This is a genomic window from Pseudomonas sp. IT-93MI4 (assembly GCF_949767635.1).
GTDB lineage: Bacteria > Pseudomonadota > Gammaproteobacteria > Pseudomonadales > Pseudomonadaceae > Aquipseudomonas > Aquipseudomonas putida_A.
The window spans coordinates 375,907-388,419 of sequence record NZ_CATKPP010000011.1 but is presented as its reverse complement, the minus strand read 5'-3'; the positions used below and the strand labels follow the sequence as shown (position 1 = coordinate 388,419).

The following is a 12,513-nucleotide window of genomic DNA, read 5'->3' as shown; positions in this document are numbered from 1 at the left end:
CTCCTTTCAAGGTTGGCTTGCTGTGTGGGAGCCATCTTCTGCCGATTGATCCATAGCGTCCAAGACCGATATACAATACTTCGCATAAGTCCTGCCTATAGATGGTGATCCCATGCTGCTGCGACATTTGCGATATCTGCTGGCCGTGGCCGATCACGGCGGCTTCACCCGGGCGGCGGAGGCGTTGCATGTGTCGCAGCCGACCTTGTCGCAACAGATCCGCCAACTGGAAGAAAGCCTCGGGGTGAATCTGTTCGACCGCACTTCACGCACCGTTAAACCCACCGATGCCGGTGAGGCTTACATTGAGTGCGCGCGGCGCGTGCTGGTGGAACTGGAGGCGGGCAAGCGGGCGTTGCATGACGTGAAGGATCTGTCCCGTGGCAGCCTGCGGCTGGCCATGACGCCGACCTTCATGGCCTATCTGGTCGGGCCGTTGGTGCGTGATTTTGCGGCGCGCTACCCGGGGATCCATCTGCAGATTTTCGAGCTGTCGATGGACGACATCGAGGCGGGGCTGGCGGACGATTCGCTGGATATCGCGATTGCCTTTACCCCGGTGCGCCACCCGGACATCGAGTGCATCCCGGCGTTTACCGAAACCCTGGGAATCATGGTCGGGCGCGAGCATCCGCTGTACGACAGCAGTGCGGTGCTGACGTCGAGTGACCTTGCGCAACTGGATTTCGCCTTGCTGGCGCCGGATTTCATCACGCGCTTATCGATCGATGAATACTTTCGTCAGCACGGAATCACGCCACAGGTGCGGATCGAGGTGAACTCGGTAAGTACGTTGCTGGAGGTGGTGCGGCATTCGCCGATGGCGACGATGTTGCCCGAAGCGATTGCCAGCGAAGACCGGGCGTTGCGTCGCTTGAGCGTCGAGAACGAAGCGCCGCAGCGTGGGGCGGCGTTGTTGCGGCGGCAGAATAATTACCACAGTGCGGCGGCTCTGGCGTTTGTGAATCTGGTCCTGCAAACGAAAATCTGACCAACAACACAGCCCCCCTGTAGGAGCGGGCTTGCTCGCGAATGCGGTGTCTCAGTTGAAGTGATGGTGACTGACCCGGCCCATTCGCGAGCAAGCCCGCTCCCACAGGATTGTGTGGTGAATTGCGGATATAAAAAGGGCCTGCTTCTGTTGGAAGCAGGCCCCTTTTATTTATTGAAGTTGTAAATCAGTAGAACCGGTCAATCACCCGAACTTCATTCTTGTTCTGCATCGAATCCCACGCCTGTTTCAGCGTCTGCAGCACATTACTGATGAAGTCCTTGTCGGCCGCAGCTTTCTTGCCGACATAACCGTGGCCGCGGCGGTACATCTTCAGGCGGGCCAGCAGGTTCTGGTTGCTGCGGTCGAATTCTTCTTCACCAGCGTGGGGTGACAGGCAGTCGATATGCACCTGACCCGACTTGCTGATCCAGAGAATGTGGCTGTCGTGGCTGTCTTTTTGCGCAGCGAACATACGAGCCAGTTCTTCGATAGTAGGTTGATTGTTCAGATTCATGATGTTTGCCCCTTGACCAGTCTGGTGATCTTTCAAAGTTGATTCGCTAATACAGGTAGCCCATCGGTTAGTTGATCCCTGGCACCGAAACCAGGACGTCAGCGGTCGCCCGTGTGAAGTACGGGGTCATGCGTCTGTTGCATGTAGTCGTGTTGAATAACTGCTACGCAATAGCGTCACAACGAGGAGAAGCAGCGAAAACCGGGAGGCTCCTTGACGACGTTTTCAGGGTCGACCACAAGCGTCTTGAGAATTTTCGCCAGCGCTTCTCGTCCTTGTACTGGACGTTCAGGCCAGGTCAGCTTCTTCAATCTGCCTTGTGGGCAGCGTGTATCCGGAAAAAACAACTCGGCGGTCAGACGAGTTTGCTCAAGCGTGTTACTGATGTTCCCGATCGGGGAACGTCTTCATCATGCAAAAGCAAAACGGTGCCGTCAACGGTATTGTAGTGATTATTTTTGTTCACTACATATTGTCGGACAAAGCGGTTTTGGAATGAGAAAAGATCCGTTCAGGCAACGGATGCTGGGGCGCGCAGGACGTAGAAGGTGCAGGGGTAACCGTCCACGGTGCGCTGCTGGCGGGTGACTGCGCCGCCAGTCAATTCGGGGATCAATCTGGCCCAGAAGCGCTGCGCAGGCAGGTTGGCGTCGATGTGGAAAATCTGCCATTGACCGGGCAGACGGCTCAAGAGGGCAGAGACGACAAACTGCGCGACGCCTTGGCCACGAAAACGCCGGGTGAGGAAGAAGTAGCCGATGTTGTATTCGGCGCCGTCGATGTGGGTGTCGTTATCCACGGTCACGAAGCCGGCCAGTTCACCGTCGACGCGGATCAGGAACGGTTGGGTAGCGGGATTGCGCCAGTAATCGTCTTTCTGCTGAATGCTGAAGAAGCCATGTTCGCCGAGTTTCAGTGGTAGCCATTGGCTGAAGTCGTACATGTAGAACTGCATGAGGTTTTCGATGGTTTGCAGTTCGTCGCGGTGGGCGGCTAGCAGTTCGATGCTGGGCATTGGGTTAACTCCCTGCGATGATGAACCCGATAATGTGAACTCACACCTTGTGGTGAGGGGATAAATCCCCTCACCACAGAATCCCCCACCAGAGTAAAGATCATTACTTCGTTGTGCGTTTGGCTGCCCCGGCGGTTTTACTGCGCGTCGATTTGCGTTTCTTCTTCCACGGCGCCGCAGCCTTGCCGGCCGGTGGCGGGCCGCTGATGGTCAGGCTCAGCGCAGAACACCGGGTGACCTGCTTGCTCATCCACGCCGCCTGTTTGGTGACGAACTCTTCCAGGCTCATCTCGCCGCTCTGCACCATGTCCAGCGCCTGTTCCCAGATGGCGGTGGTGCCGGGATCGGCAATCGCCCGGGGCACGGCATCGATCAGGCTGAAGGCCGCCGGCGTCGCGGCCAGCGCCTTGCCGTTCTTCACCAGATAACCTCGATCCAGCAGACCCTGAATGATCGAAGCGCGGGTCGCTTCTGTGCCGATGCCGGTGGTGTCCTTGAGTTTCTGTTTGAGCAACGGATCTTCCACCAGTTTGGCGACGTTCTTCATCGCCTTGATCAGGTCGCCCTCGGTGTAGGGCTTCGGCGGCTGGGTCCACAGATCCTTGAGGTTCACGCCGGCCACGGCGCAATCGATACCCTGGCTCAGCGCCGGCAGGGTTTGCGGGGCTGGCGCTTCACGGCCCTTGGCCGGGGCGAGGGCTTCGGGCAAGGCGCGCTTCCAGCCCGGTTCGATGATCTGCTTGCCGACGGCTCGCAACGCTTCCCCGGCGCAATCGAAGTCGGCCTGGGTGCGATCGTATTCATGATTGGGCAGAAATTGCGCCAGATAACGCGCACGAATCAGGGTATAGACCGCCCGGTGTTTGCCGCTCAGGCGTTCGAGATTTTTCGCCGCGGCGGTGGGGATGATGCCGTGGTGGGCGCTGACCTTGGCGTCGTTCCACACCCGCGAGCGGCGCTGCGGGTCGAGGTGAACGTTCAACACGTCAAGGCTCGGGTCGGCCTGACGCAGTGCCGCCAGTATCCCCGGCGCCTCGCTGTGCTGGCTCAGCGGCAGAAAGCCGCAATCGCTGCGCGGGTAGGTGATGACCTTGTAGGTTTCGTAAAGGGCCTGGGCGATGTCGAGAGTTTCCTGGGCGCCGAGACCGAGTTTCTTCGAGCAGACCTCCTGCAGGGTGCCCAGATCGAAGGGCAGCGGTGCCACTTCACGCATGCGTTCAGTGCGCAGTTTGACCACCCGCGCACTGGCGGCGCTGTCCAGAGCGGCGGCTGCCTGCTGGGCCAGTGCCTGATTCAGGCAGCGATCCTGATCGTCGCAAGCGTCGGAGGGCGCACGCCATTGCGCGGTGAACGGCGTGCCATCGTGCAGCAGGTGCACATCGATCGCCCAATACGGCACCGGCACGAAATCGGCGATGCTGCGGTCGCGGTCCACCACCAGCCGCAGTGTCGGCGTCTGCACCCGGCCGACCGGTAGCACGCCCTGATAGCCGGACTGCCGGCCCAATAGCGTGAACAGGCGACTCATGTTCATGCCGATCAGCCAGTCGGCCCGCGAGCGCCCCAGCGCCGAGTGATACAGGCTGAAGGTTTCCGCCCCTGGCTTCAGCGCGGCCAGAGCCTTGCGGATCGATGCTTCATCCAGCGCCGACAGCCACAAGCGGCGGATCGGCCCGCGATAGCGGCAGTGCTCGACCAGTTCCCGGGCAATCATCTCGCCCTCACGGTCGGCGTCGGTGGCGATGATCAGTTCGCTGGCCTCGCCAAGCAGGCGCTTGACCGCCTTGTACTGGCTGGCGGTGCGCGGCTTGACGGTCATTTTCCATTTGTCGGGAATGATCGGCAGATCCGCCAGCACCCAGCGCTTGTAGCGCGCGTCGTAGGCGTCCGGCGGCGCGGTTTCCAGCAGATGGCCGATGCACCAGGTCACTGTGACGTCCGTTCCCAGCCAGCAGCCGTCGCCCCGACGCCTGGCGCCCAGCACGGCCGCGATGTCTTTGGCCTGGGAAGGTTTTTCACAGAGGTACAGCCGCATAACCACCGTCGTCGATCAGTTCACTGGAGGTGCACAGGATGGCCGCAGTTGGCGCTCGGGGCAACTTTTATCTGTATGGATATACAGATCAAAACATTGCCGGAGATGACCGGTATTACCGGGACGTCGCGAGCGGCTATCGAGAAATCGATTGGCAAGGCAGTTGACGCCCGTGTCAGGTTCAACGGGCTTCTCAGAAACGCGAGTGACCGGACGATCTCGCCAGTGGATCGCCGTGCTCGACGCGTACTGCCAACTCTGAAACAAGGAAGTCTCACCATGGCTCAAGCCAAAGCAAAATCCAGCAGCGCCTATGACGAAGTGAACGCCTTCAGCCACCTGTACGACCGTGGCGTCGGACTGGTGAACGGCAAACCGTCGTTTACCGCCGACCAGGCAGCCGACGAAATCCTGCGCAAAAACCTGTCGTGGCACGACAAGAACGGCGACGGCAAAATCTCGCTGACCTACACCTTCCTTACCGAGAAACCGGCAAACTACAACCCGAACCTCGGCAACTTCAGCCAGTTCAGCGCTCAGCAAAAGGCTCAAGCCATACTGGCCATGCAATCCTGGGCCGACGTGGCCAAGGTCACGTTCACTGAAGGCAAGGGCGGCGACGGCCACATGACCTTCGGCAACTACGACGTCAGCACCGGCGGCGCAGCGTTCGCCTACCTGCCGAGCGGCGGCAGCTATGACGGTCAGTCGTGGTACCTGATCAACAATCAATATCAGGTCAACAAGACCCCGGACACCAACAACTACGGGCGTCAGACCCTGACCCACGAAATCGGCCACACCCTTGGCCTGTCGCACCCGGGCGCCTACAACGCCGGCAACGGCAGCCCGACCTACAACGATGCCAAGTACGCCGAAGACACCCGTGGCTACAGCCTGATGAGCTACTGGAGCGAAGCCAACACCGACCAAAACTTCAGCAAGGACGGCAGCGGCGCCTACGCCTCGGCGCCGTTGCTCGACGATATCGTGGCGGTGCAGAAACTCTACGGCGCCAACTATGCAACCCGCGCCGATGACACCACCTACGGTTTCGGCTCCAACGCCGGCCGCGATTTCTACAGCGCCACGTCGGCGGCGTCGAAAGTGGTGTTCTCGGTATGGGACGGTGGCGGCAATGACACCCTGAACTTCTCCGGCTTCACCCAGAACCAGAAGATCAACCTCAACGAAGGTTCGTTCTCTGATGTCGGCGGTCTGGTCGGTAACGTGTCGATTGCCTATGGCGTGACCGTGGAAAACGCGGTTGGCGGTTCGGGCAATGACCTGCTGATCGGCAACTCGGCGGTTAACCATCTGTTCGGCGGTGCCGGCAACGACATCCTCTACGGCGGTGGCGGCGCGGATGTGCTGTGGGGCGGCGAGGGCGCAGACACCTTCGTGTTCGGTGCGGCCAGCGACTCGACCAACAACCAGCCGGACTGGATCATGGATTTCAAGAGCGGCGTGGACAAGATCGACCTCTCGGGCATCGCCGCGTTTGCCACGGGGGCGGCGTCACTGAACTTCGTCAGCAGTTTCACCGGCCACGCGGGCGATGCGATCCTGACTTACTACGCGCAGAACGGTCAGACCGGGCTGCTGGTCGATCTGACCGGGCAGGGGCAGGTTGACTTTGCCGTGGGTGTGGTAGGGCAGGCGGTGGCGACTGATATCGTGGTTTGATGCCAGAAGAGCCGCCCTCACCCTAACCCTCTCCCCGTGGGAGAGGGAACCGATCGGGGGATGCTGAAAACATACGTCGACCTGATTGCACTTCGCTGAATCCACAATCGATAAAGCACTTTCAGGTCGGTGTAGAACGAAAGACACCTCGACAGGCTCCTTCTACCTCCGGGAGAGGGCTGGGGCGAGGGGCTTTGGCCGTTCGGCTGCAAAATCACCCTGGTCTGAACCTATGGGCTATACCTGAACCGGTCTCTCTGCGCCGTATTCAGGAGTAACCCCAATGAGCACCACCGGCCTCAATCCCGTCATCACCCTCGAAGAACTCCCCGGTTGCCTGCTGGTGAAATTCCACGGCATCCAGGTCGCGGCGTCCTCTCACGTGCTGGTTCTCCATGAAGCCAACTACCCGCCGGTGTACTACGTGCCCCGCGAAGACATCGACGAGAAATACTTCGCCCGCACCGACCACACCAGTTACTGCCCGTACAAGGGCGATGCCAATTACTTCAGCCTGCAAGTGCCGGGGCATGAGGGGGCGAATGCGGTGTGGACGTACGAGAAACCGAAGATCTCGGTCGATGCGATCAAGAACTATGTGGCGTTTTATCCGGATCAGGTGAAGTTCGAGGTGATCAAGGCTGACGCTTAGTTCCTGGAGGAAGAGATTTAATTGTGGCGAGGGGATTCATCCCCGATGGACTACGTAGTAGTCCCCTTTTTCACGGGGGGCGCTACGCACCCCATCGGGGATAAATCCCCTCGCCACAGGTTTTTTTACCAAAGGATCATGTTTCAGATTCAGTTCTTATCGAGATCGATATTCTTCGTCTCACGCAGACAGATCATCCCCACCACCAGGCTGACCCCGGTAATCAGCACCGGGTACCACAGCCCATAGAAAATATCCCCGGTGTACACCACCAGCGCGAACGACACCGTTGGCAGGAATCCGCCGAACCAGCCATTGCCGATGTGATACGGCAGGGACATCGAGGTGTAGCGGATGCGGGTCGGGAACAGTTCGACCATCAGCGCAGCCAGCGGGCCGTAGCACATGGCCGAGATGATGATCAGCGCGACGATCAGCGCCACGATCATCGGTTTGTTGATCTGTTGCAGGTCGGCCTGTTGCGGGTAGCCGGCGAGGGTCACCGCGCCGCGCAGGGCGGATTCGTCGTAGCCGTCGATTTTCACGTCGCCGACGCTCACCTGCACGCCGCTGCCGGCCGGGGCGGCGACGCTGGAGTAGGGCAGGCCCTGCTTGACCAGGAAGGTCTTGACCTTGTCGCACGGGCTGTCGAATTTGGCCTTGCCCACCGGGTCGAACTGGAAGGTGCAGGTGGCCGGATCGGCCAGCACGGTGATCGGCGCCTGACGGCTGGCCTGATCGATGGCCGGGTTGGCGTAATGCGCCAGGGATTTGAAGATCGGGAAGTACAACGCGGTCGCCAGCAGCAGGCCGAGCATCAGCACTGGTTTGCGTCCGACCTTGTCCGACAGCCAGCCGAAAATGATGAAGAACGGCGCACCGATCACCACACTGATGATCAGCAGGCTGTTGGCCACCGCCGGGTCCATTTTCAGGAACTGGGTGAGGAAGAACAGCACGTAAAATTGCGCAGCGTAGAAGGTCACCGCTTGCCCGGCGTTGATGCTGAACAGCGCGATCAGCACGACCTTGAGGTTCTCCCATTTGCCGAAGGATTCGCGGATCGGCGCTTTCGAGGCTTTGCCTTCCTCTTTCATTTTCAGATACGCCGGCGACTCGTGCAGGCTCAGGCGGATCCAGGTGGAAATGCCCAGCAGCACGATCGACAGCAGGAACGGGATGCGCCAACCCCAGACTTCAAACTGATCGCCAGTGAAGTAGCGGCAACCGAGCACCACCAGCAGCGACAGCAGCAGGCCGAGGGTTGCAGTGGATTGAATCCAACTGGTGTGGAAGCCGCGTTTGCCGATCGGCGCGTGTTCCGCCACATAGGTCGCGGCGCCGCCGTATTCACCGCCCAGGGCCAGACCCTGAAGCATGCGCAGCACCACCAGAATGATCGGCGCGGCAATGCCGATGCTGGCGTAGGTCGGCAGCAGACCGACGCAGAACGTGGCGATGCCCATCAGGATGATGGTCGCGAGGAAGGTGTATTTGCGCCCGATCATGTCCCCCAACCGACCGAACACCAGCGCCCCGAACGGCCGCACGATAAACCCGGCGGCGAAGGCCATCAGCGCGAAGATGAACGCGGTGGTGTCGTTGACCCCGGCGAAAAACTGCTTGCTGATCACCGCCGCGAGGGCGCCGTAGAGAAAAAAGTCATACCACTCGAACACCGTCCCCAGAGACGAGGCGAAGATGACTTTCTGCGTGGCATTGCTGGTGCTGGCGCCGCTCGCGGCGTCCAGCGGCTGAGCGTGTTCTGACATATCGGTATCCCTCACAGTGATTGTTTTTGTTGTTCCACTGGTGTTGCGTGTCCGGGTGAGTCTTGAATTGACGCAGTTCTTGTAGGAGTGAGCCTGCTCGCGATGGCGGTGTATCAGCCAACGGAAATGTTGAACGTTATTCCGTCATCGCGAGCAGGCTCGCTCCTACAAGGGTGGAGTTCGGAGCGGTTGGGTTGAGGATCAACTGCGCCGCCTTCTCGGCAATCATCAGCGTAGGCGAACAGGTGTTGCCCGAGGTGATGCGCGGCATGATCGAGGCGTCGGCGATGCGCAGGCCGGGCACGCCATGCACGCGCAATTGCGCATCGACCACCGCTTCCGCGTCATTGCCCATGCGACAGGTGCCGACCGGATGGAAAATCGTCGTGCCGATTCGCGCCGCCGCTTCGTGCAGTTGTTCTTCGCTTTGCAGGCTGTCGCCGGGCAGATACTCCACCGGTTTGAACGCTTGCAGGGCCGGGGCGCTGACGATGCGGCGGGTCAGGCGGATCGCGTCGGCGGCCACGCGCAGGTCTTCAGGATGGCTGAGGTAATTGGGTTGAATCAGCGGTGCTTCCTGCGGGTCTGCCGAACGGATGTCGATGCGGCCACGGCTCTGCGGACGCAGATCACACACCGACGCGGTGAACGCCGGGAAGCTGTGCAACGGCTCGCCAAAGCGCTCCAGCGACAGCGGCTGCACGTGGTATTCAAGGTTGGCGGAAGTCTGCTCAGGCCCGGATCGGGCAAACGCCCCGAGCTGACTCGGCGCCATCGACAGCGGCCCGCTGCGGTCATACAGATAACGCAGGCCCATGCCCATCTTGCCCCAGACGCTGCCGGCGATCTGATTCAGGGTGCGGGCGTTCTGCAGTTTGTAGATCAGGCGCAGTTGCAGGTGATCCTGCAGATTGCCGCCGACCCCCGGCAGCTCATGAATCACCCCGATGCCAAGACGTTCCAGCAACGGACGCGGGCCGATTCCGGAGCGCTGCAAAATGCTCGGCGAACCCACGGCGCCGGCGCACAGGATGATTTCCTTGCGCGCTTTGAAGCATTTCACCTGACCTTCGTGACGCGCGCTGACCTTCGATGCGCGACCGTTTTCCAGCAGCACGCGATCCACTTCAACCCCGGTCAGCACCGTCAGATTGGCCCGCTCGCGAACAGGTTTGAGAAACGCCTTGGCCGCGTTCCAGCGCACCCCGGCCTTCTGGTTGACCTGAAAGTAGCCGCAACCCTCGTTGTCGCCCTGATTGAAGTCGTCGATGCTGGCGATGCCGCTCTGCTCGGCTGCGCTGCGAAACGCGTCGAGAATCGGCCATGACAGCCGCTGTTGCTCGACCCGCCATTCACCCTTGGCACCGTGAAATTCAGCGGCGCCGGCAAAGTGGTTTTCGCTCTGTTTGAACAGCGGCAGCACGTCGTTCCAGGCCCAGCCCGAATTGCCCTCGGCGGCCCAGCCGTCGTAGTCACCAGCCTGGCCGCGCATGTAGATCATGCCGTTGATCGAGGAGCAGCCACCGAGCACTTTGCCGCGTGGGTAGCTCAGGCTGCGACCTTGCAGGCCGGGTTGCGCTTCGGTCTTGAAGCACCAGTCGGTGCGCGGGTTGCCGATGCAGAACAGGTAACCCACGGGGATGTGAATCCATGCGTAGTTGTCGCGTCCGCCGGCTTCGAGCAGCAACACCCGCTGCTGTTTGTCTGCCGACAGTCGATTGGCCAGCAGGCACCCGGCGGGGCCGGCGCCGACCACGATGTAGTCGTATTCTTCAAGGGAAGTCTGCATTCCCTGACCTCGCTTTTTGTTTTTATTGTCGGACACTCTAGTTGTTAGCTTTCGTTAAAAGAATGTTAGTTTTTGCGCAGCCGCTGTGCGTTTTCAAACAGCCCGGATTGACCATAGCTGACAAGGACACCCCATGTTCGACTGGAATGACCTGCGGTTCTTTCTGGAGTTGCAACGCAGCGGCCGCCTGCTCACCGCTGCCCGGCGCTTGAACACTACTCACGCCACCGTGGCCCGACACATCGAGGCCATCGAAAAAAGCCTCGGCACCGCGCTGTTCGTCCAGCACGCCCAGGGCTATGAAATGACCCCGGCAGGCGAGGCGCTGCTCAAGCACGCCGAAGCCATGGAGAACGTCGCGCTGCTGGCCCAGGAAGAAATCACCCAGTCCACCGCACCGCTGGGCAAGATCCGTGTCGGCGTCACCGAAGGGCTGGGCATCAAGTTTCTCGCCAGCCGCATGATCGGCCTGTTCGAACGTTATCCCGGGCTGGAAGTGGAACTGGTCGCCGTGCCGCGCTTCGTCAGCATCCTCAACCGCGAGGCGGAAATCAGCATTCATCTGGAGCGCCCGGCAGCGGACATGCTGGTCACGCGCAAACTCACCGACTATCGGTTGGCGCTCTACGCCAGCCAACGCTACCTCGACAACGCACCGCCGTTGCGCAGCCGCGAAGACCTCGGGCGGCATGCGTGGATCGGTTATGTCGATGATTTGCTGTTCAGTCAGGAACTGATGTTCCTCAACAGCTTCTGCCGCAGCCCGCGCGTGGTGTTCCATAGCACCAGCGTCATCGCCCAGCAGGAAGCGGCGCGCTCGGGATTGGGCATTGCCGTGCTGCCTTGCTACATGGCCGCGTCGGATCCGGATCTGGTGGCGTTATTGCCGGATGACAGCATCGAGCGCAGTTACTGGATCAGTACCCGGCGCGAGCTGCACAAGTCGGTGCGACTGCGGGTGGTCTGGGATTATGTCGTCGGCCTCTGCGAGGCGGAGCAAGGCCTGTTGCGCGGCTGATCCTGCCCACACAAATCCCTTGTAGGAGTGAGCCTGCTCGCGATAGCGGTGTATCAGGCGACTTCTGCTTCACAGGCATACCGCTATCGCGAGCAGGCTCACTCCTACAAGGGATCGCATCCGGGGTTGAATAATATATGGATATCCGTATATTCGGTTTTCCATATGTTCGAGCCCGCCCCCATGCTCACCCCCACCGAACTGTTCAAAAGCCTGGCCGACGAAACCCGTGTCCGCGCCACTTTGCTGATTGCCGAGCAGGGTGAGCTGTGTGTCTGCGAGCTGATGTGCGCCCTCGACGACAGCCAGCCGAAAATCAGCCGCCACCTCGCGCAACTGCGCAGCAATGGGTTGTTGCTCGATCGCCGTCAGGGTCAGTGGGTCTATTACCGGCTCAACCCGGATCTGCCGGATTGGGTTCACCAGATCCTCAAGGTCACGGCCACGGCCAACGCCGATTGGCTCAAGGACAATGCCTGTCGCCTGCACAACATGGACGGCCGTCCTGCCCGCGAAACCGCGTGCTGCTGAATTTCAAATATCCCCGGAGCTATCCATGCGTGTCCTGTTCATGTGCACGGCCAACAGTTGCCGCAGCATCCTTTCCGAAGCCATGTTCAATCATCTGGCACGCGAGGGTTTCGAGGCGGTGAGCGCCGGCAGTTTCCCAAAAGGCCAGGTGTTGCCGCGCAGCCTGACGACGCTGCAACAGGCCGGTATCGCTATCGACGGTTTGTACAGCAAAGGCAACGACGCCTTTGAAGGCAACCCGCCGGACATCGTCATCACCGTCTGCGACAAGGCAGCCGGCGAAACCTGCCCGGTGTACTTCGGCCCGGCGATCAAATGCCATTGGGGGCTGGAAGATCCCTCTGATGTGAGCGGTGACGAGGCCGCAGTGGATGCCGCGTTCCGTGCCACGCTGGCGATCATCGAGCGCCGCTGCGCAACCTTCCTCGGTCTTCCTTTCAAATCACTCAGCCGCGTTGAGCTTCAGCGCGAACTGGATCGCATCGGCTCCCTCTGAGCCGGAGGACA

The 12,513-nt window shown here is 60.5% G+C and carries 11 protein-coding genes; 6 read left to right on the top strand and 5 right to left on the bottom strand.

Features of this window, described 5'->3' with window-relative positions:
- The first annotated feature begins 112 nt into the window (after window positions 1-112).
- Complete coding sequence (cynR, locus tag ACM6I7_RS08965) at window positions 113-991, top strand: transcriptional regulator CynR (protein WP_115989485.1); 879 nt, start codon at window positions 113-115, stop codon at window positions 989-991.
- Between the two features lie 187 nt (window positions 992-1,178).
- On the opposite strand, the gene ACM6I7_RS08960 is transcribed toward cynR, so the two are convergent.
- The 3 genes from ACM6I7_RS08960 to ACM6I7_RS08950 all read right to left on the bottom strand — a co-directional run bounded on the left by ACM6I7_RS08960 (window position 1,179) and on the right by ACM6I7_RS08950 (window position 4,558).
- On the bottom strand, window positions 1,179-1,508 hold the full coding sequence (locus tag ACM6I7_RS08960; RefSeq protein ID WP_027611729.1) for a hypothetical protein: 330 nt from the start codon (window positions 1,506-1,508) through the stop codon (window positions 1,179-1,181).
- Between the two features lie 511 nt (window positions 1,509-2,019).
- The gene (locus ACM6I7_RS08955) at window positions 2,020-2,523 is read right to left on the bottom strand and encodes a GNAT family N-acetyltransferase (protein WP_414888387.1); all 504 of its coding nucleotides are present in this window, start codon (window positions 2,521-2,523) and stop codon (window positions 2,020-2,022) included.
- A gap of 103 nt (window positions 2,524-2,626) precedes the next feature.
- The gene (locus ACM6I7_RS08950; protein ID WP_414888386.1) at window positions 2,627-4,558 is read right to left on the bottom strand and encodes a DNA topoisomerase III; all 1,932 of its coding nucleotides are present in this window, start codon (window positions 4,556-4,558) and stop codon (window positions 2,627-2,629) included.
- Window positions 4,559-4,837: 279 nt separating this feature from the next.
- Between ACM6I7_RS08950 and ACM6I7_RS08945 the strand changes: the two genes are divergently transcribed.
- Together ACM6I7_RS08945 and ACM6I7_RS08940 are read left to right on the top strand one after the other, a co-directional pair.
- Entirely contained in the window at window positions 4,838-6,244 is a 1,407-nt protein-coding gene (locus ACM6I7_RS08945; protein ID WP_414888385.1) for a serralysin family metalloprotease, read from the top strand.
- 283 nt (window positions 6,245-6,527) lie between these two features.
- Window positions 6,528-6,896, top strand: coding sequence for a DUF427 domain-containing protein (locus ACM6I7_RS08940; RefSeq protein WP_098964421.1), 369 nt, complete (start codon window positions 6,528-6,530; stop codon window positions 6,894-6,896).
- A gap of 149 nt (window positions 6,897-7,045) precedes the next feature.
- On the opposite strand, the gene ACM6I7_RS08935 is transcribed toward ACM6I7_RS08940, so the two are convergent.
- On the bottom strand, window positions 7,046-8,668 hold the full coding sequence (locus ACM6I7_RS08935) for an MFS transporter (RefSeq protein ID WP_027611735.1): 1,623 nt from the start codon (window positions 8,666-8,668) through the stop codon (window positions 7,046-7,048).
- A gap of 136 nt (window positions 8,669-8,804) precedes the next feature.
- A complete protein-coding gene (locus tag ACM6I7_RS08930; RefSeq protein WP_414888384.1) occupies window positions 8,805-10,457 on the bottom strand; it encodes a GMC family oxidoreductase in 1,653 nt (550 codons plus the stop codon).
- A gap of 133 nt (window positions 10,458-10,590) precedes the next feature.
- Here ACM6I7_RS08930 and ACM6I7_RS08925 point away from each other — a divergent pair, with 133 nt between their 5' ends.
- The 3 genes from ACM6I7_RS08925 (at window position 10,591) to ACM6I7_RS08915 (ending at window position 12,502) form a co-directional block, all read left to right on the top strand.
- The gene (locus tag ACM6I7_RS08925) at window positions 10,591-11,475 is read left to right on the top strand and encodes a LysR family transcriptional regulator (protein ID WP_007966865.1); all 885 of its coding nucleotides are present in this window, start codon (window positions 10,591-10,593) and stop codon (window positions 11,473-11,475) included.
- 183 nt (window positions 11,476-11,658) lie between these two features.
- Window positions 11,659-12,006 (top strand): metalloregulator ArsR/SmtB family transcription factor, encoded by a 348-nt coding sequence (locus tag ACM6I7_RS08920; RefSeq protein WP_095136524.1) that lies wholly within the window; start codon window positions 11,659-11,661, stop codon window positions 12,004-12,006.
- A gap of 25 nt (window positions 12,007-12,031) precedes the next feature.
- Complete coding sequence (locus tag ACM6I7_RS08915) at window positions 12,032-12,502, top strand: arsenate reductase ArsC (protein WP_103368888.1); 471 nt, start codon at window positions 12,032-12,034, stop codon at window positions 12,500-12,502.
- Window positions 12,503-12,513: the final 11 nt, after the last annotated feature.